Genomic DNA, 20,295 nt, shown 5'->3' with positions numbered 1-20,295 from the left:
ATGACCGTAGTTAATTTTGACCCAATCCGAAACAACGAAGACCTGCCGGAAGAGGACTCCACTCCCACTGCAGGCATTCGTGTCATCCTCGCAGACTCCCAGGCCATCTATCGCGTAGGAATGAAGAAGGTCTTTGCTCTCGAAGACGACATCCGCGTCGTCGCCCAGGTGGAAACGCTCCAGAACCTCTACGCCGCTCTCCAGCGCTACCCGACCGACGTTGTCCTCCTCGAAGGCCAACTCATCTCCGGCACCATCGACGCCATCCCCGAACTCGTTCGTCAGGCCCCCGAAGCTAAGCTCATCGTCCAGGTCACCGAGGCCGACGAGTCCAACACCGTAGAGCTCTATCGCCGCGGCGTTCGCGGTGTCGTGCCCCGCTCCATCTCTCCCGACCTCCTGGTCAAATGCGTCCGCAAGATCGCCGAAGGCGAGACCTGGATCGATAACCAATCCATCAGCTGGGTCATCGAGGCCTACCGCTCCCAGGCCACCAACCTCACCGACCCAAAGGTTCAGCCCAAGCTCTCCAAAAAAGAGCTCGCCATCATCAGCTGCATCACCCGCGGCATGCGCAACAAAGAGATCGCCTACCAGATCGGCACCACCGAGCAGGTCATCAAGAACTACCTGCGCAAGGTCTACGACAAGCTGGGCGTCTCCGACCGCCTCGAGCTGGCTCTCTACTGCCTCCACCACGAGCTGCTGAAAAAGTATCTCGTCGACACCGAAGGTCAAATGGCGCCCCACACCGAGCCCTCCCAGCCCCTCCGCGCCAAAATGTAATCGATGCCGATGACGGCAGTTTCACCCGTCGTTCAAAAGCTAAGTCAGCCGAAACTCCCCCGCAAGGTAGGCGGCAAAGCTGCCGACGCATCTGCGCACTTTTCCAGTAACAGGTTGATTCTTCCTTGACGGGAGTCGCCTGTATGATCGCTTTCGCCTTGGCATGTCTTCAAAAAAAACTTTTCATTTTTTAAACCTTGGAATAGAATTTTGGCTTCCCGTACCCGGTCGGCGAGTACGGGCTGGCGGCCGCCACTCCCCCCTAAAAATTCATTCCCCGCGCTGAGCTTAGGTGCGCCTTAAGGAGACCCCGTGAGCTTCCCTTCAGGTAGGTTTGTCAAACACATCCAGATCTTCCTGGCATTGCCGATAATCATCGCAGTGCTTAGCGTTCCGTCTGCCGGTCAGGCCGACGAGACTGCCACTCCGCAGCTTCCCCTGGCAGGGACCGCCCGACCCGCGAACGTACCGGCCGGCTTTGTGATTACTCCGTTCGGTTACTTCCACTCCTCGTGCGTTGAAGTCCTCAAGCCCGGCGAACGCCTGTTACCCGACCACCGCATGCAACACGCCGATGGCTCCATCCAAGCCAGCGCCGCGTCCTGCGCTTTCCCTCACTTCACGGCGACGGGGAATCCGGTGAATTCGGGTGCTCCCCAGACAAGCAATACCAGCCAGCCCAGTAAGACCCGCACCGGACAATCTCCCGAAGTGAACGGCTGGGTAGAGAACAGCAACGTAACAACTGGCTCCCCGTCCAGCTCCTACGGGGCACTTATCGCGAGGTGGACCGTCCCGCCTCATCCGCTTGCCGAGGATGGTCAGGTTCTATTCTTCTTCCCCGGACTGGAAGATATCAACGACCAGCAGACGAGCATTCTTCAGCCCGTCCTCGGTTTGTATGGCGGCCAGTGGACGATCGCCAGTTGGAACTGCTGCCTGAGCGGCATCGTGGTCGCCAGTCCAGCAGTGAACGTCCAGACAGGTGACAGGATCTACGGGTCCATGACCAACACCTGCGGGACCGGCACGTTGAGTTGTGCCACCTGGAACGTGCTCTCCGTCGATCTTTCGACCGGCCAGAGCACGACTCTCACCGATACTCCCAGCGACGGGCAAGTCTTCAATTGGGCCTTTGGTGGCGTGCTCGAAGCTTATTATGTGGTCCGCTGCGACGACTACCCTCCGGATCGGACCTTCACCTTCGAAGACGTGACGCTCTTCGACCAGAAGCTTCGTCGCGTTCACGATCCGGTGTGGAGCAGTGGAGCCGGCTCCGGAATTTCGCCGCGATGCGGATACGGAGTATCGGCAGAATCTCGTCGGGTCACTCTCCACTTTTGAGCCCAGGGAAGCGTTGACCGCATGCGAATGAGGACACGTGTGTGGCTTTTCCATCCCATGGGGCCACCGTGTTGGCGCTCCACGCCGGGCCTCGCAGCCCTCCGCGCTAAGGTGGTGCTGAATCTTCCCCCAAGGCCCACCCGGCGGACCAGATCCATGAATCGGGGATCTTCACGGACAGGGTCGAAGTAGGGATGGGTTATCAGGAACTGAAGGATATTTGATCTCTCCTTGTAAGCCTGTTCCAGCCAGTCAAATGCCTGTTCGTTCTCACCAAGCCCCAGATAAGCGTTCACAAATGCAGCCGCCGGAACATAGCCGGTCTCTTTGCGTCTCTTCAGCTCCGCAAGCAGCCGCAGTGCGTCATCACGTCGACCGGCGTGGGCATACGCTCTGATCAGTACACCGGTTGCTGCAGGACTACCCTTCGAAAGAGCGATTGCTTTCTCTAACACCGGGATTGCTTCTGCTGGCTGATTGTTCGCAATCAGTGCAAATCCCAGGCCCGAAAGCGTATTCGCATCGTCCGGATTTACCGCCAGTGTGCTGCGCGACTCGCGAATGGCTTCGTCGTAGCGGTGTGCCTGAAACAGAATCCACGAGACATTACCGCCGGAGACCTCGATCGGATCCAGCTCCTGGCCGCGCTGTACCTCTTCGATAGCCTCCTCGCGTCGTCCCTCGCAGACCAGCCATAACGCAAGTCCGGCATGGGCATTTGCTCCATTTGGGTTCAGTTGCAGAGCGCGCCTGTATTCCGTCTCAGCTTCGGCCCATTGCCACTCCCGCTGAAGGACATTTGCCAGCAGCACATGGGCTCCCGCAAGACCCGGATCAATTGCCAGTGCCTTGCGCGCAAAAAGCATAGCCTTCGGTCGCGTCTCTGCAGGAGAAACCCCGACGAAGACCGTTCCCAGATTGCTGTACGCCTGTGCCAGGCCTAGGTACGCCGGTGCAAAGGTCGGGTCTTTATTGATCGCATCCTCAAAATCGCCAATGCTTTGCTCAAGTTCAGCTTTGCTGTTTCCCCGGCTCAGCACAAACCTGCCCCTCAGGTAGCTTTCGTAGACTTCAGGCGCGACAGGGCGTGCGGCTCTAAGCCGCTGGCGCTCCTCTCCGGTAACCGTCGCTTTAACTTTTTCTGCGATGGCCTGGGCCAGTTCACTCTCCAAGGTGAGCGCGTCCCGCATCTCGCGGTCATAGGTCTCGGACCAGAAATGCGTGTCGGTTGCGCCGCGAATCAGCTGTGCCGTCACCCGGATGCGATTGCCTTCCTGGGTCACCGACCCTTCAACGACCGCATCCACGCCGAGCATCTTTGCAATCTCAGGTACGGAGAGCCGGGGATTACTGAAGCGCATCACCGAGGTGTGAGAGATCACACGAAGGTTGTGAATCTCCGTGAGGCGTCCAATAAGCGCCTCAGTCATCCCATCAGCCAGATACTCCTGAGACGGATCGCCCGATAAATTCCTGAAAGGCAGCACCGCCAGCGACCGCACAGCAGGCTGAATCGCACCCTTGGAGCGACCCCTCAGTAAGAACCAGACGGCTGAAAGCAGAGCGAGCAAAACAATCGCTGCGAAAGCGAACCACAAGCGGGATCTCGGTATGGGACTGACTCGATCGCCACTGTCAGCCTGGGGCATGGGCAGCGGTTCAATGTCCGGCGTAAGCTCCGCTTCCTCAAGGGGGAGTCTGCGGCTCTGAACCCAGGAATCGATCTCTTCAGGAAGGGCGTAGACCGAGCCGCGCTTTTCATGCACATGCCGGTGAACCGGCATTCCCTCCCGCTTCTCCCACCTCTGCACAGTGGTTACGTCGCGGTTGAGATAAACGGCGATCTCCTTCCACGAATCCAGCCGCTTTTCGGGTAGCCTCTCCGCCAGCGGTATTTCAAACAACGGCCCACCCATGGCGATCTCCGGAGAAATCCAGCTTGTCGCAGGCATTCTATCGCAGTCGAATTGGCACGGTAAAAGGCGGTATTTGACCGCAAGCTGTTGTTCTGTCTCTTGCGGGTTGACCCGCCGTCTCTGCATGGCCGAAGGTGTAGCCAGTTCAGGCGCAAGTCGCCAATCTCAAAGACTGGAGTCTTTCATGAAACGCAAAATCCTTCCTTCCTCGGCCTGCGTTCTCTCTCTTCTTCTCCTGGTGGCAGGCACCTGTGCCCTCGCCCAGGAGCGCGGGCCGCTCCACTTCAAAGGTCTGCTCAACGATTACACGCCGGCAAACCCGCAAATCGCCGGCAGTCCGTATGAGATGCACGGACAATGGTCGCTTGATCTGCACGAATGGGGCGAGCTCGCTGATTTCGCAGCAGACATGACCATGTCCGACTACGGCACTACCAACAACGTTCTGGATGCCACCAAGGGAGGCCAGAATGCCCACACGCACCACATCCGCTTGACGCACGCCAAAGTTACCTGGGACATGACCGGCTGCCCTGCATACCCTAAGCCTTTCACGACAATGGGTTTTCAGGTAACCGGCACAGTCAGCATGATCACCGGCAACGGAAGCGGTGCCCTCTTCGAGACGACTCCGCCTAGCTCGATGCTTCAAGTCTGCATCACCGGAGGAACCGAGGTCCCGTATTCAAATATGACAATGGTCTTCACAGGACCTGCGACGAACCACTTCGGAAACCAGGCAATCCATGGCGTTGTTCGTAAACTGGAACCAGTCAGCGAGAGATGGTGAAGAGAGATCACCTCTTCCGGCAGGATGGGTCCTCTTCAGGATGGTCTCTCTAGTTTTGGCTCCTTGGTCCTTGGCACTATTTGGGGTAAACATCAGCAATTTGACTTGTCAAGCGACAAAAACGCATAACTAACACAAAATAAGAGAGATCCGAGTGGCGTATTAGTTTCCCTCCCCAGGCTATACTTATTGAAGCTGTCAAAAGCCCCGGCGCCGACCGGGGCTTTTTCATCGAATGCAAGGGAGGGCGCGCTAACTAACTCAAAAAAAGTATTTTAGCCGCAACCTGTTTAGAATGAATAGTTTGCAGAGAGGCACTCACTGTAAACCACTGAAAGCAAGTATTTTACGCGCAAAATACCCCCACCCCCCGGGGGGTACCCCAGCAGCGGGAACTGACACAATCGTAGTCACAAAGATGTATCCTTCTGCTGGCACAAGGAGCCGATAGAGAACCCCATGGGAATTGCAACCTCAACGCTGAATCTGGCCCAGGGCAAGCTGAATGTGGCCGCGCCGTACCTCATCGAACAGACCTGGGCGGACTACACTCCCGAGCAGCACGCCATCTGGAGCGAACTCGTAACCCGCCGCATGCCCCAACTCCGTGAGCACGCCTGCAAAGAATATCTGGACGGCTTCCAGCAGATCGGCCTCCGCGAGGACCAGTTGCCGAACCTCACCGAGGTCAGCGCGCTCCTCCAGCCCCGCACCGGCTGGCAGTCCACCCCCGTCAGCGGCTTCCTCCCTGCCGACGCCTTCTTTGAGATGCTGGCCGCACGCATGTTCCCCACCACCACCTGGCTCCGCTCGCGCGACTCCATGGAGTACACCCCGGAGCCCGACATCTTCCACGACGTCTTCGGCCACGTCCCCATGCACGCCCACCCCGTCTTCGCCGACTTCCTCGAAAGCTACGGAAAGATCTGCGCCCGCCTCACCGACCCCCAGGCCCTCGAGCGCATGGGCCGCCTCTTCTGGTTCACCGTCGAATTCGGCCTCATCCGCCAGAACGGGGAGATCAAGGTCTACGGCAGCGGCCTCATCTCCTCCCACGGCGAGTGCACCCGGGTCCTCGCCGGAGGCTGTGAGGTCAAAGACTTCAACCTCGACGCCGTGCTCAACCAGGAGTTCCAGACCAGCGAGATGCAGCCTGTACTCTACGCCGTCGAATCCTTCGATCAGATCTACGAAGCCACTAAACAGGCCGAAGGCCGCCTGGGCTGAAACCGTAAGGATAGCTGAAAAGAAATCTCGAAATAGCCGAGAAGAAATCCGAGAGCATCGCACGTAAACAACAACTAGTTAAAGAAGAACGGCTGCGGACGATATAGCCCGCAGCCGTTCTTATGACGTCAACTGCCTGTTACCGGTGTCCACCACCACCGTGACCGCCGCCACCACCGCCGTGGAAACCGCCACCGCCACCGTGGAATCCACCACCACCGCCGCCGTGGAATCCACCACCGCCGCCATGGAATCCGCCGCCAACCGACGCTCCACGATAGCCGCCGCCGTATCCGCCACGGTATCCACCGCCATAACCACCACGGTATCCGCCGCCATAGCCTCCACGGTACCCAATGCCGCCACGATAGCCGTAGCCATAACCACCGCGATAGCCCCAACCTCCGCGGTAGCCATAGTAGCCGCCGCGATACCAGGGCCCTGCACCGATAAAGAGTCCACCGCTAAACCATGACGGGCCGTAATACCCATAAGGCGCGCACGCATAAGGAGCGTAGCCGTAGTATCCGTAGGAGCAAACCGGAGCCCCATAACCGTAGCCACCGTAAACGGGGCCACCGATGCCGACACCGACCGAAACCTGTGCATGGGAGTAAGCCGCTGCCGGAACAATCAGCAAAGCGAGCAGAGCGAGGTAGCGTAGATAGCGCATTTCAATCTCCTAAGCAAAGCCCAGTACGCCGTCAGGCGTCAATGACTGTGCGGGATTCAGACCTCTTTGAGGGACCTGACATCCTGATCTATAAGAACGCAAAACGGGAGAAAATGTTGTGCGGCGCGTCAAATTGGTGCGCTGCACGTCAATTTGGTCGTCGGCTTGCAATGATTTGCGCAGCACCGGCCCGGCCTGTTCCTCTTCGTCGCGCCAAAGCCAACTGACAGCCTGGGGCAACTACGCCAGCTTTGCCGGCACGGAAAGAGTGCTAATTTCAACAGAGTTTCCCATTGCGCAAATAAAAAAGAGAGAAAAAGAGAAAACAATTCGCTACTACAGGGTAATATATTCCCAACTGTGCAAAGATTTGGCTCGAATACTGCAACTTCCAGCATGGTTGAACGTGCCTTTCATTTGGTCCACTGATTGCATTAGCAATAACGTTCGTTCAGCAAGCTGTTATTTGGAAGAACGAGAACTTTCTAGGGTGATTTATGCGTCGCTTTGCCTACCTTTTGCTTCTGGTGATCTTTGTTGGTGTCTCTGCCTCGTGCGTTAGCGCATCGACCGACTGTGAGCGTTGGTTTGTCGCCTATCGTCAAGAGTTGGCGCACTCCCGCCAGATCCAGCGCATCGCTGCCGCAAAGCGCCGCGCCAAGCTCTATGCTCAAGGCAAGCTAAAGCCTCGACCAAAGCTGATTCCCGCTGTCGCACCGGCCCCGCATATGACGCGTCCGCAGACGCTCCACCGAATCAACCTGGCTTGTGGTGTCCTGCCCGAGGGCGGCAGTGATGGGCCGCTGGTAGGGGAAGAGACACCCGCCACTCTCCACGCCGGCCGCTCTCTCAATGACGGTATCGATCTACTGCCCACCGATCTCGGTGAGATGGTTGCCTCCAACAACGTCCCACCACCACCTTCCTATGGAGGCATCTCCCCTGAGACTCCGTTGGGTGGCCCACCCATTTACACGCCAGGCTTCGGCGGAGGCGGCTGGCTGCCTCCTAACGCTCCAAGCAAGGGAGCTACAGCACCTCCCAGCGGTCCCGGCGCCCCCACTGGCCCCGGCGCACCGACCGGCCCCGGTACACCGGTTGGTCCCGGTACACCGACTGGACCCGGCACTCCCACTGGCCCCGGCACACCGACCGGCCCCGGTACACCGACTGGACCCGGCACTCCCACTGGTCCTGGTACTCCGACCGGCCCCGGCACACCTACTGGTCCTGGCACCCCCACTGGCCCCGGCACACCGATCCCGGTTGTTCCAGAGCCTTCCAGCTACGTCCTCGTCCTTACCGGAGTAATCGGTGCAGCTGGCGCAATTCGTCGCAGATTCAAAGCCTAGACTTTAGCTCCCTCGTACCTGCTACAGCACCTGAATAGCGTCGCCGATCAGCAGGACCACGGGTGCAGGACCAACAGCGTCGTCATCCAGCTGGGCGAGCGTCGTACTGTAAACATGTTCATCCGCCGCGGTTACCTTGCTGATCGCAACACACGGCGTCTCGCCCGCGATCCCAGAGGAGATAAGGTCTTCTGCCAGGGCGCGAAATCTGCGTCCCGGCATATAGATCACCAGCGTAGCGTTCTCCGGCAGAGCTCCCGTCCATTTTGGGGTCAGCTCTAGCTTCTCCGCCGCATGGTGCGCCGTAGCAAGAATCAGCTTTGAAGCTGCGCTGCGATCGGTCAGCGGCGTTCTCAATCTTGCGGCCGCCGCAAACGCAGTCGTAATGCCGGGGACGATCTCGAACGGAATCTTCGCCCCACGCAGTGCGCCGATCTCTTCGCCCGCCCGCCCGAAGATCAACGGATCGCCGGACTTCAGCCGCAGCACGGATCGGCCCGCCTGCGCCGCCTCCAGCATAAGAACGTGAATCTCCGCCTGCGTAATACGCGGCTGCCCACACCGCTTCCCAACCGGGATAATCTCCGCCCCCCCATGGGCCAGCGATAGTATCTCAGCAGAAACCAGATCATCAGGCAGAATCAGATCTGCTGTTTCAAGTAGCCGAAGGACCCGAAGGGTAAGCAGGTTCGGGTCACCCGGTCCTGCACCTGCTAAGTAGACGGTTCCAGGCTGAGCAGCAGAGTTCACGATTTCTTCTCGGGTAATGGATTCGTCAAAGCATGCTCGCGGGCAAGCAGGCGAGACGGGCACGCCTCGTAGCCGCATACCTCACGCTGAGCGAGTTGGTGAAGCAGCCACTTTCGCTCTTCATTCAGCGGTTCTATCTGAGTTACCTCACGTCGCAGATTACCCAGGTTAGTCAGCCAGTCGCCGACGTCCAGCGGCAGTTGCGAATTGATCTCTTTGCGCAGCCTCTGGGCCAACGCCGGGCTAGCCCCTGCGGTTGAAATAGCAATCTGCAGATCTCCACGCCGCACCACAGAAGGAAAGTAAAAATCGCAGAACGGTGGGTCGTCCACCGCATTGCAGAGGAGATTCTTCTCGGTCGCCTCCCGGAAGACAGCTCGATTTACCACAGGATTGTCGGTTGCCGCGACCACAAGGAACTGCCCCAGCAAATCGCCTTCGACGTACTTCCGGCGCAGCCATTCGAGCTCGCCCGCCGCCGCCATCTCGACCACGCGAGGGCGGGCTTCCGGAGCAATCACCGTCACCTTTGCGTGAGCCGCCAGCAGTGAGTCGATCTTCGCTTCAGCTAGATTTCCGGCCCCAACTACGATGCATGGCCGGCCGGCAATCTTTAGAAAGATAGGGAAAAGGTCCATGAAACTAGGTTACTCTCCCGGCACGTAGCGGCCGGCACCAACCGGCGGAGCATCGCGCTCCACAGGATCGATCACCGTACCCGCAAGCTGGGCTCGCAGGCTATCGTCATCAGTCCGGGCAAAGTAAGCTCGCAGATCTTCGTCCGGCTCACGAGCGTCAAGATACCCGCGCAACAACCGCTCAATCGCATCCGGAACATCGTCCGCCGCAGCGCGATAGCCCAATGGTCGAGCCGTCCGAGCAAACTTACCCACCGCTCCTCCCACGCAAAAATAGAAGGCGTCCACCGACTTCCCATCCTTCTTGATCTTCTTGCCCTCAAGCCCAATGTCAGCGATCCAGTGCTGTCCACAACTGTTGGTGCAGCCTGTGACGTGAAGCTTGATCTGCTGGTCGAAGCCCGGCAGGCGTTCTTCCATCTCACTGACCAGCCACTTCGAAAAGCCCTTCGTCTCCGCAATCGCCAGCTTGCAAAACTCCGTGCCGGTACACGCGATCGCTCCCCGCCAGAAGGCAGAAACATCCACGTGCAGCTCCATTCCATTCAGCGCCAATACCAGATCGGCCGTCTTCTCGTTCGGCACATTGACGATGAGAATATTCTGCATAATCGTCGTGCGAAGTTCTCCGCTTCCATACCGCTCAGCCAGGTCAGCCAGTTGATGGAGTTGCTCGCCCGAGATGCGGCCACGCAGCACGCTGGCTCCCACTGACGACAAACCTGCCTGACGCTGCGGCGCTACGCCGATATGATCACGATAAACATCATCGGGAATCACATCTTCGGTGACCGGGCTAGGATCCAGTTTGTAACCCAGTCTGCCTTCTAATGCCTCCAGAAAAGACTCTGCGGTCCAGCCATGCCTCATAAAAAGATACTTGATGCGAGCGCGAGTGCGGTTCTCGCGTAACTCCTGTTGTTCACGAAAGATCTCCGCCGTGGCATGCACAGCAGCATACGCCTGATCCTGCCGGATGAACGCAGGAATACGCACCGCGAGATGAGGCTCGGTCGACAGGCCGCCGCCCACCCGCAACGTATAGCCAACCTCTTCCTTGCCGTCAATCGTGCGCTTGATCGCGGTCAACGCAACATCGTTGATCTCCGGGTACGAGCACCACAGCGGGCAGCCAGTGACAGAGATCTTGAACTTGCGCGGCAGATTATAGAACTCGGGATTGGCCGTGAGTTTGTGCGCAATCTCTACAGCTAGAGGCGAAGCATCGATAAGCTCGTGTCCATCGATTCCAGCCAGCGGGCAGCCCGTCACGTTGCGAACAACATCACCGCACGCACCCTTTGGGCTGAGCCCTACCGCAGTGAGCGCATCTACCACCTCAGGCAACGCCTCGATGGTCAGCCAGTGGAGCTGTATATTTTGCCGCGTCGTAATATCAGCAAGATCGCGAGCATACTTCTTTGTAACGTCCGCAATGACGCGCAACTGTGCGCTGGTAAGAATCCCGTTCGGCAGGCCAATACGCATCATGAAGTACTCGGTTGCTTTCCCCTCGCCACCAACACCTCCGGTGGCTCCCACTCCATCGCCCTGGGTATAGATCCCCCACCACTTGAAGTAGAGGCCAGCCCACTCCGGAAGAACCGATTCGCGGCCCTCCTTGGCAAACTGACGAACCTCCTCCCATGCCTCCCACGGATTCTTCGCCAGCTTCAAACGTTCGGACTTTTGTGCTTTGGTCTCTTTAATAACAGGAGAGGCTGAGTTGCTCATGAGGAGTGTCCTTTTGTGTGCGGCAGAAACAAGAAGGCCCACCGTATTCAGTGGGCGCTGGTGGCTTTGCTAAGAAAAAGGAGACTTATCGGGTAAGTCTACAACTCAGGCAAAGGCGACGGCGCACGCAGTTGTGACAACACGTGCGACAAGTCATTGATGTAAGCTGAGTCGAACTCACCATACCCCTAAGACTAGTTGTCGCAGGACCACACGTCAAGGCTGCTCACTCTGCCGGCGCACTCATGACTCAATCCGCTTCTGCGAGTGAGAGCTTATGCCGAACATCCGAGCCGCGAACCCAGAAGATTACATCTTCGGCGATGTTGGTAGCGTGGTCCGCTGCGCGCTCCAGGTTCCGCGAGATGATGATCGCATTCAACGCCTGTCCGCTTACCACCGGATGCTGTTGCATCACCTCGATCAACTCATTCTGCACATCGCGGTTCATATCGTCGATCTCATCGTCCATAGCAAGTACGGACTCCGCCAGCTTCGCATCCGCCTCCAGCAAAGACTGAATCGCCCTGCGGATCATCACCCCAACCTTCTCGCCCATATCCGGGATATCGATCGGCAGCGAGATCTTCGGAGAATCCTGTAGATACTGCGTCCGCGAAGCGATGTTCGTCGCTTGGTCCCCAATGCGCTCCAGATCGCCATTGATCTTGATCACGGACAGAATGAAACGAAGATCGATAGCCATAGGCTGCTCTTTGGCCAGAAGGTCGTACGCCATCTCATCTACGTCACGTTCCGCCGCGTTGATCGCAGCTTCAATCTCCTTTACGTGGTCGCAGAGGCTCATATCTCCGGTAAGGTAAGCTTCCAGTGACAACGAAAGAGCCTGTTGCGAGAGCGCAGCCATGGCGAGAAGTTTGTCTTTGAGAGCGACCAATTGCTGTTGAAAGTTGATACGGGGCATGCGGGAGACCTTCGATCTGGGAGCGTTTCACTATTGTGACGTAAATAAGGCGAAGAAACCAAGGGATATTATGACTTCCGGCTCTGCGAATGGTACACAATTCGTGTCACAAGCGGATTACTTGTAAAGCAGGTAGTTTTCGCGTTGGCGCTCGAAAGCAGCCAGTTCCCTCGCCCATCCAGCTGCAATCTTACGGGGGTCGTCCAGGTTGGTCAGCGACTGCATCGTATCCACGTTAGTCACCAAGTACGCGGCCTTTGCCAGCTGAAACTCTGGATAGAGATGGTGCAACGCGCTGAGCAGTTCGATCCCCATCTCAGGGGAGTTGAAAACAGCTCGATCCGTCACAGTAAAAGCAATCCCAGGGATCGTCTTCCCATGAGAGGGATAGTGGTTGGAGTCCTCTGCCACCGCAAAGTTAGTCGGTGCGAAACTTACCCCGGAAATCTTTCGCGCGGTCAGGTATGCCGCCAACTCCGGCGCATTAATGTAGGGTGCGCCAATATGCTCATAAGGTTTGTCTGTTCCGCGGCCAACGGAGATGTTCGTCATCTCAGCCAGGCCCACAGCAGGATAGAGCGTAGCCGCCGCCGGAGTCCGCAGGTTCGGGCTCGGATTGATCCACTTCAGTCCCGTCTCATCAAAGTACTGTGTGCGAGACCAGTTCTGCATCGGCACCACAACTAGCTGCGCATGAATAGGAACCAGAATGTTAGGCGAGGTAGGACCCGAAACTCGCCGTTCGCTGTTGAAGTAAAGCGCAAGCTCCCCGAGAGTCATGCCGTTTCGCACAGGCATCGACATGTAGTTGTTATAGGACTCGGCCCCTGCATCAGACACCGGCCCCTGTACCGCCACACCTCCGTTGGGGTTGGGACGATCCAGCAGAATAATCTCGATGTGAGCCTGCGCCGCTGCCTCGAGAAAATATCCAACCAGGGTCTCATACGTGAAGAACCGAACGCCAACATCCTGCAGATCAATCACCACGGCATCCAGATTCTTCAGAGATTCGAGGCTGGGATGGCGCTGCTCAGGCTTCGCGCCATACAGACTCAGTATCGGAAGTTTGGTCGCAGGATCCACATCATTGCCGATCTTGACAACATCTTTGGTCCCCAGAAGGCCATGCTCGGGAGAGAACAACGTCTTCAGCTCAACCTCCGGCAAGCTGTGCTGCAATATGTCGATCGTCCGCCTGCCCTCGCGGTCAACTCCGGTCTGATTCGTCAGCAACCCCAGTCTCAAGTGATTGCCGTGGCGTTTCGCAGCCTCCGCCAGAGCCTCGAAATGAGTAGCCTCCAACACATCAACTCCCGTGAGCGTCTGACTGCTGGCAAAAGTCGTTGCATGCTCCGCGCCAATTCGCATCGCACGGGCCGCAGCAGAGGCCACTTGCCCCCGCAACATCGAGATAGGTGGTGCACCGCGGGGATGAATCGCATTCGACAAAACAACAACGAAGCTGTCGCTCTCTGGATCCATCCACAACGACGTCCCAGTAAATCCCGTATGCCCGAAGCTCCCAATTGGAAACACCTCGCCCCGCGGCCGCGAATACGCCGAATTTATATCCCAGCCAAATCCTCGCACCGCAACGCCTGTAGTCGTCTTTCCGTCCGGAGTAAAGATCGTTGCGCCGCTCACCGCAGTAGACGGCTGCTCCGGCTCCGTCATCAACTTCAGCGTCGCCTGACTCAACGGAAAGTTACTCGGTCTACCCGCAAGCCGATCCAACAATCCCTGGGCGAACAGCGAGACATCCGCAGACTTAGAAAATACTCCAGCATGCCCCGCAACACCGCCCATCCGCCGAGTCGTCGGATCATGCACGGTCCCGCGCAGCATCCGGCCAAAGTCAGGATTCGTAGCCGCCGTCCCTTGATCGTCATAAGCAGTGGGAGCAATGTTCGGAATCCATCTCTCCCGAAGCCATCCATCCGCTTTGCATCGGTCAAACCCATGGCCTCCAGCGCTGGTATACGAACCTGCACCATCCGGCAACGTTCCACAAGCCTTGTCCATTGGGAGGTAGCGCGTGTGCGTCATCCCCAGCGGCCCAAAAATATGCTCCTGCGCATACTGCTCCAGCGGCTGCCCACTGATCTTCTCCACCAGCACCCCTAACGTGATGAAGTTAATATCCGAATACTTGAAGTGCGTTCCCGGCACAGTCTCCAGCGTCGCATTCATTGCCCGCCGAATCCCCTCCGCCTTGTCCGGAGCAGCCAATCCCCACGCATCTTTCAGGTCAATATCCTCTGGCAAGCCCGAGTAGTGCGTCAGCAACTCACGAATCGTAACCGCCTGCTTCCCATTCACCGCGAACTCCGGCAGATACTTTGCCACCGGCTCGTCGAACTGCAGCTTATGCGCCTCATAGAGCTGCATCACGGCCGTAGCCGTAACCAGACACTTCGTCAGTGAAGCCATATCGAAGACCGTATCTTCCGTCATCGGCTCCACCGCAGGCTCAAGTGCACGATTCCCAAATGCCTTTTCAAACACAGTTCTGCCATCGTGGTTGATGAGCACCACTGCACCCGGTATCTTCTTCGCGCTTATCGCCTCATCCACAAGCGTCGAGACCGCGCTGAAGTCGTATCCCTTATTCGTCTCCGCAGCCCCTCGTGGAGAAAGCAGAAACGGAAGAGACAGCGCGATCACAAGTCCAGCCGCCTTAGCCGTAGTGCGCTGCGACTTCTGCGTCGTGCCATCCCCTCGAAACAGCAAGCTTCCAACCGACCCAACTACGAACGTAACAATCGACCCAATCAGCACATACCAGGTGAACGCGATGTGCGGAATCGTGACTGGTCCCACCTTGATCACACCCGGAGAGAGCCAGAGCAAAAGATTCAACCCAAACCCGCAGATCATTCCTAGAATCGCTCCCGTCTGCGTGGCATATCGAGTCAGCGTCCCGAGCAGAAACACACCCAGCAAAGCACCATAGGCCACCGAAGCAATCGACAACCCTACCTCTACCACGTGGCCCTTCCCGCCAGCAAACACGCTATACATCGCGACCCCAAACAGCACCAGCGCCCAAACAACCGTGCTCGAGCGCGAGATCATCATCCGTTCACGGTCATCCGCCTCCGGCCGCCAATGCATGTAGAAGTCCACCACCGTCGTCGAAGAAAGCGAGTTCAACGCCGCGCTCAAATTCGACATCGCCGCTGCAAGAATCGCCGCTACCAGAAGCCCGGCGATCCCAATCGGCATCTCCCGCACAATAAACGTCGGGAAGATCCGATCAGCCGACGCGAACACCGCAGGATGCAGACCGTAGAAGACATACAACCCCACACCAATCAATAGAAACAACGTGAACTGCAAAAAAATCACCGCACCGCTAGCCAGCAATGCCAGCCGTGACTCGCGCAAATTCCGAGCCGCCAGCATCCTCTGCACCATCAACTGATCCGTGCCATGCGACGCCATCGTCAGGAACGTCCCCCCCAGTACGCCTGCCCAGAACGTATAACTCTGCGTCAGGTTCAGCGCAAAGTGAAAGAGCCGAAACTTACCCGCCGCCGCCGCGACTTCATGTATCTGCGACCATCCCCCTGGTACATGCGTCCCCAGCGTAAAGATCGCAACCATCGTCCCGCCGATGTAGATCGCCATCTGCACCACATCGGTCCAGATCACCGCCGCCATCCCGCCCTCAAACGTATACAGCAGCGTAAGCGCCGAGATAATTCCAATCGACAGCACATCCCGCGTCCCAATCGCGATCCCTACCACGATGCTCACCGCGAACACCCGCACTCCTTCAGCCGCCGCCCGAGTCAGCAGAAACAATCCCGCGGTCACCTTGTGCAGCGTATGTCCGAAGCGCTGATCGATCAGCTGATAAGCGGTCAACATTCGCCCCTCAAAATATTTAGGCAGAAAGATCAACGCCACCACCACGCGGCCCAGCATGTACCCGATCACAATCTGCAGAAACCCGAAGTCCCCTGCAAACGCGACTCCCGGAATGCTGATGATCGTCAGCGTACTCGTCTCCGCAGAGACGATCGACAGCGCAATCGCCCACCATGGAATCGTCTGGTCAGCCAGAAAATAGCTGCGCAGCGATCTCGCATTTGGATCTTTGCCACTCCGAAACCGCAGGCCGAAGAGAGTGATTCCGATCAGATAAACGACGATCAAACCGAGATCGAAGGGATGAAGGCGCGTTGGAGTTACGGCAACATACATTCGTGCCAGTGTATAGCGATAGCCTGCCACAAGTAGCGCTTGTTCTCCCCAGAGGTGCCGAACCTGAAACCACTAGACTAGGACGCATGACCGATCAGACCGAAACGCCGCAGGTCCGGAAAGAAAGACAACTCGCGACCAACGGGAGCGCCAACCGAAGGGGTATACAAGTCACGAAGTGACCGCCGCCCGCGAAGGGCGCCCGTCCGGCGGGACGCCCTAAGCCTCTTGCCCTAGCTTCCCGTTAGTCGAACCTCTTCGGCACGCAGTGCAAGCCCCCGCGCCACCGAAGTAAATTCATTGCCAGTGCGCACACGAGATGCACCGAACCGGGATTCGAAGATACGCCGCACTGCAGGAACGAAGCTGGTTCCTCCAGTCAAAAACACCCGGTCAACCTCTCTGGCAGGAATATTGCTTGTAGCCAGCAGAGTATCGACGCACCGCTCGATTGATTGCAACTCTTCCACGATCCATCCTTCAAACTCCTTGCGCTCAACCGTCGCAACAAGGTCCATACTGCCATCGCGAAAATGAAACTCGGCAGACTCGTGATGTGACAAGTCAACCTTCAAACGCTGGACAGCCTGATGCAGCTGGTATCCAAGGTCCTCTTCGATCAAATTGATGAGCGCTTCGATCTTCTCCGGCTCCTGCGCCCGTGCCCGTGCACTCTTCAGAATCTCCGCGACGTTTCGCGTCTTCAGAAACGAGAGGTAGTGCCAGCGCTCCAGGTTGGCATAGATCCACGCCGGAGCCGCCGGGATGATGCTAGCCGGACGGTCCCGAGCCTGAGCGTAAGACCGCTCCAAACTGTCAGACCCCAGCGCCGGAGAAACCAGCTTCCGAACGATCCGCGCGTCGAAGCTGTCACCCGCCAGCCCCAGCCCGCTGTTGCCCAGAAGATCCTTCGCCGTTCGACCTCGCGCGCGAACGCCGGGGCCAACATGCAGCAACGAGAAGTCGCTTGTACCCCCGCCGAAGTCCCCAATCAAAATCAGTTCGTCGTGATCGAGCGTGGACTCGTAAGCGTAAGCCGCCGCAATCGGTTCCATCTCAAACTCGACCGACTCAAAACCGGCATGAACGAACGCGTGTCGCAGCCGCTGCATGGCAAAGTCATCATCTTCTACGCTCTCTGCGCCAACAAAGCGCACAGGTCGCCCTACCGTGGCCTGGCGCACTGGGCGTCCCAACTGCCGCTCAGCAGACAATCTCAGATCGGTGAGGATACGAGCGATCAGGTCTTCAATGGTGTAACGCCGCCCAAAAACTTCAGTTCCGGTCAACGTCCGGCTAGAGAGATAAGACTTGAGAGACTGAATCAGCCGGCCCTTATGCTCGGCACGAAGATAGTGCTCAATCGCCTGCGGCCCGGTGAATCCTTTAATCTGCGTGCGGCTCGCATGCCTGTGCTGCTCCAGGTAAAGCACAGAGCGGAATGACTCCGTAGTTGCCGCTCCCGCAGGAAAAGAGACCAACTCCACCTCGCCATTCCCGCGGGTAAACGCGATGGAGCTGTTCGTTGTGCCGAAATCAATTCCGAGTGAGGGGCCGATGGAGTCCGTCGAAAGCATGATCTTTTAGATTGCCTGATTTCGCGACCTAAGCGCTACTCAACGCACAAAAACAGACTCATTTCGCCGCCGGAGCCGGAGGTGGTATCCCCAGGTCCGCAGCCGGCGGCAGCGTGTGTGTATCCGACCACTGACGCTGCGCACTTCGAAGCCTGTCGCTCCGACCCTCCCAGATTCCAACCGTGTAGTCGTAGTGCTCCAGCGTCGGCCGCAGCGCATACGCGCGATTCGACCGGTACCACGCCTGCTCGTACAGATCACGCAGCAGGGAATAGGCGTCAATGAAGTCCTGAATCCGGCCATTCACGCCGTTGATATCCGACAGTTCACGGCTCACACTCATGCGCTGCTTCTTATCCGTCGTGTTCTGCATCGCGTAGGCGCGTTGATAACCCTCTGCAATCTCCTCCGACAGCTGAAACTTCAACCCGATCAGATCCATCCGTCGAGCGCCTAGTTCAAGTGCGTCGATAGCCGCAGTCTCCCGAAGCGTCGTAGGCGCACTAGGATAGGAGTCCGCAGGATCATAAGCCTTAGGCCCTGCAGAAACCGTAGGTGACGCAGGCGCAGCAGCCCTTGCCTGTGCAATCAGAGTCAGCGCTCGCTCCGCATGAAGCCGCAACTCATGTGCATACGGAAGCACCTGCGCCCCGATCCTGATCCCATCCTTCGACATCGGGTCCAGCCAGAAGATGCTGTTGGTCCCATCCCCTTCCTTGGCCTGGTCCTTCAACACTGAGTGCGCCAGCATCATCTCCTTCTGCGCCTCATTCAGATAGCCAGTCGCGTCGCCGTGAAACACCTGCGCGTAAGAGTTCTGGAACTCTGGAATGGAAGACTCGCCCTTCTGCCAAGCCGCCGCTGCACCAAACAGAATCCCATACCAATCCTGATTGAAGAGCCCCTCCCCGTCATCATTCCAGATCGTGTTCAGCTGTCCGGTAGACCCCAGCCGTTGCCCGTCGGCCGTAAACCGCTGAATATTTTCGAGCGCATAGTTGTTGTTCGGATAAACCTTCCTGAAGTTGTTCACGCTCGGAGCCACCCAAGTCTCCATCCCCGCATTCGTAAACGGCGTCAAGAACCGGTCATACCCACGAGCCTCCGGGGTATAAACCCAAGAAACCGCGATCGTCGAATCCTTGAACGACTGCGGCAGATCCTTCAGCAAGTCCGGCGAATCATGCGCGATATCCCCCCAAAACAGGAACCTTCTATTGAGCGGCTTCAACTCCGTCACAATTCGCTGCAGAAAATCCAGATAAACTGGCCCCAGCCCTCGCGTGTCCACGTCAGCCTTGGTCTGCCCGAGTCCCAGGTCAACCGTCTCATCCGCGCCGATATGCAAAAACGGCCCCGGATACAGCGCCGCTAGCTCTGTAAACATCTGCTTGATCAGCGCAATCGACCCCGGCTGCCCCGGCGCCAGCACCGCGCCATGCGGAGTCTCCGCCAGCGGCTGATACTGCTCCCACGCCAGATTATGGTGCAGGTGCCCAAACGCCTCCTGCTCCGGCACCACATCAATGTGGTACAGCCGCGCATACTCCACCAGTTCCCGGGTCTCCTCCGCCGAAACACTCCCGCCCGGCGGAGCCATCAGCGGATTCGAAGCATACTGCTGCGTATGTTCAAAGTACGGAGAATACAAATTCACCTTATAAGCCGCCAGCGTCCGAATCAGGTGCTTCTGAAACTCCAGTGTCGTCACCGGCCCCCGCGACAGATCGTCATCCAGCCCGCGATACTTCATCGTCGGCCAATCCCTCACATTCGCCGCATGCAGAACCGCCTTCGCCCCATCCCCTTCAATCAGCTGCTTAACCGTCTGCACCCCATAAAACAGACCCGCCGCCGAATCCCCAATCACCTGCAGCCCACCCCCACCTGCGGCGATCACGTAGCCTTCAGCCTTCATCTCCTCGGTAAACTTCACCTCCGGATGAGCACTCGTTCGTGCCAACTCAATCGAAACCGCGCCCGTCGACCCCACAATGTCGCGTTCCTTCAGCGACGCGGCCAAATCGTCCGCCGCAAAACGGTCCTCCACAGCACAGGGAGCCACGCAGAAAATACCCACCCCATGCGTCAGCACCTCATCCCCCGTTGCATGGATCTCACGCGGCCTCGGGATCAATTTAATAGAAGACTGAGCAGATGCGACAGAAGCAAACAGGCCAAAGCCCACAATGAGAGCGCCAAGTCGGTAAGAGTGCATGAAGATAACGGTAAATCAGTTCCGCGACGCGAGGGGTTACTCAATTCATTCCGGCAAATCAGAAAAAATTACCGGAGTTCGAAAAAATATCCACAGTGAAACGTATTTTCTCGGTGAATACCGCACAAATTATTCCTCTGTTCACACGACTTT

14 protein-coding genes are annotated in these 20,295 nt (G+C 57.7%); 5 read left to right on the top strand and 9 right to left on the bottom strand.

The genetic code is table 11. The features are described from left to right. Together RBB75_RS20100 and RBB75_RS20095 are read left to right on the top strand one after the other, a co-directional pair. Complete coding sequence (locus tag RBB75_RS20100; protein WP_179638383.1) at positions 1-786, top strand: response regulator transcription factor; 786 nt, start codon at positions 1-3, stop codon at positions 784-786. A 312-nt stretch (positions 787-1,098) separates the two neighbouring features. Then, positions 1,099-2,130 carry a hypothetical protein gene (locus RBB75_RS20095; protein ID WP_353069101.1) on the top strand — a complete coding sequence of 344 codons (1,032 nt, stop codon included), beginning with the start codon at positions 1,099-1,101 and terminating at the stop codon, positions 2,128-2,130. Here the strand turns inward: RBB75_RS20095 and RBB75_RS20090 are convergent. Beyond that, entirely contained in the window at positions 2,031-4,082 is a 2,052-nt protein-coding gene (locus RBB75_RS20090; protein ID WP_353069100.1) for a tetratricopeptide repeat protein, read from the bottom strand. The genes RBB75_RS20095 and RBB75_RS20090 overlap by 100 nt on opposite strands. Positions 4,083-4,230: 148 nt before the next feature. On the opposite strand from RBB75_RS20090, the gene RBB75_RS20085 reads away from it, so the two are divergent. After that, positions 4,231-4,836, top strand: coding sequence for a hypothetical protein (locus RBB75_RS20085; RefSeq protein WP_353069099.1), 606 nt, complete (start codon positions 4,231-4,233; stop codon positions 4,834-4,836). Positions 4,837-5,295: 459 nt separating this feature from the next. Then, positions 5,296-6,063, top strand: a complete 768-nt coding sequence (locus RBB75_RS20080; RefSeq protein WP_353069098.1) for a phenylalanine 4-monooxygenase — start codon at positions 5,296-5,298, stop codon at positions 6,061-6,063. Between the two features lie 139 nt (positions 6,064-6,202). On the opposite strand, the gene RBB75_RS20075 is transcribed toward RBB75_RS20080, so the two are convergent. Further along, positions 6,203-6,736 carry a hypothetical protein gene (locus RBB75_RS20075; protein WP_353069097.1) on the bottom strand — a complete coding sequence of 178 codons (534 nt, stop codon included), beginning with the start codon at positions 6,734-6,736 and terminating at the stop codon, positions 6,203-6,205. A gap of 497 nt (positions 6,737-7,233) precedes the next feature. On the opposite strand from RBB75_RS20075, the gene RBB75_RS20070 reads away from it, so the two are divergent. Next, positions 7,234-8,088 carry a PEP-CTERM sorting domain-containing protein gene (locus RBB75_RS20070; RefSeq protein ID WP_353069096.1) on the top strand — a complete coding sequence of 285 codons (855 nt, stop codon included), beginning with the start codon at positions 7,234-7,236 and terminating at the stop codon, positions 8,086-8,088. A gap of 21 nt (positions 8,089-8,109) precedes the next feature. On the opposite strand, the gene cobA is transcribed toward RBB75_RS20070, so the two are convergent. From cobA to RBB75_RS20035, 7 genes are all read right to left on the bottom strand, one after another. Further along, positions 8,110-8,838, bottom strand: a complete 729-nt coding sequence (cobA, locus tag RBB75_RS20065) for a uroporphyrinogen-III C-methyltransferase (RefSeq protein ID WP_179638375.1) — start codon at positions 8,836-8,838, stop codon at positions 8,110-8,112. Beyond that, positions 8,835-9,476 (bottom strand): precorrin-2 dehydrogenase/sirohydrochlorin ferrochelatase family protein, encoded by a 642-nt coding sequence (locus RBB75_RS20060; RefSeq protein ID WP_179638374.1) that lies wholly within the window; start codon positions 9,474-9,476, stop codon positions 8,835-8,837. The genes cobA and RBB75_RS20060 overlap by 4 nt, the downstream gene beginning before the upstream one ends. Positions 9,477-9,485: 9 nt before the next feature. Continuing rightward, positions 9,486-11,210 carry a nitrite/sulfite reductase gene (locus RBB75_RS20055; RefSeq protein ID WP_179638373.1) on the bottom strand — a complete coding sequence of 575 codons (1,725 nt, stop codon included), beginning with the start codon at positions 11,208-11,210 and terminating at the stop codon, positions 9,486-9,488. 250 nt (positions 11,211-11,460) lie between these two features. Beyond that, positions 11,461-12,135: a phosphate signaling complex protein PhoU gene (gene phoU / locus RBB75_RS20050; RefSeq protein WP_179638372.1), complete on the bottom strand. Its 675-nt coding sequence runs from the start codon at positions 12,133-12,135 to the stop codon at positions 11,461-11,463. A 117-nt stretch (positions 12,136-12,252) separates the two neighbouring features. Next, entirely contained in the window at positions 12,253-16,347 is a 4,095-nt protein-coding gene (locus RBB75_RS20045) for a sodium:solute symporter family transporter (protein ID WP_434557159.1), read from the bottom strand. A gap of 233 nt (positions 16,348-16,580) precedes the next feature. After that, positions 16,581-17,924 (bottom strand): Hsp70 family protein, encoded by a 1,344-nt coding sequence (locus RBB75_RS20040; RefSeq protein ID WP_353069094.1) that lies wholly within the window; start codon positions 17,922-17,924, stop codon positions 16,581-16,583. A 58-nt stretch (positions 17,925-17,982) separates the two neighbouring features. Then, positions 17,983-20,142, bottom strand: a complete 2,160-nt coding sequence (locus tag RBB75_RS20035) for a beta-N-acetylhexosaminidase (protein ID WP_353069093.1) — start codon at positions 20,140-20,142, stop codon at positions 17,983-17,985. Positions 20,143-20,295 lie beyond the last annotated feature (153 nt).

Origin of the sequence: Tunturibacter empetritectus, from assembly GCF_040358985.1 — a bacterium.
GTDB lineage: Bacteria > Acidobacteriota > Terriglobia > Terriglobales > Acidobacteriaceae > Edaphobacter > Edaphobacter empetritectus.
The sequence above is the reverse complement of the archived record's forward strand: the minus strand, read 5'-3'. Positions and strand labels throughout refer to the sequence as shown.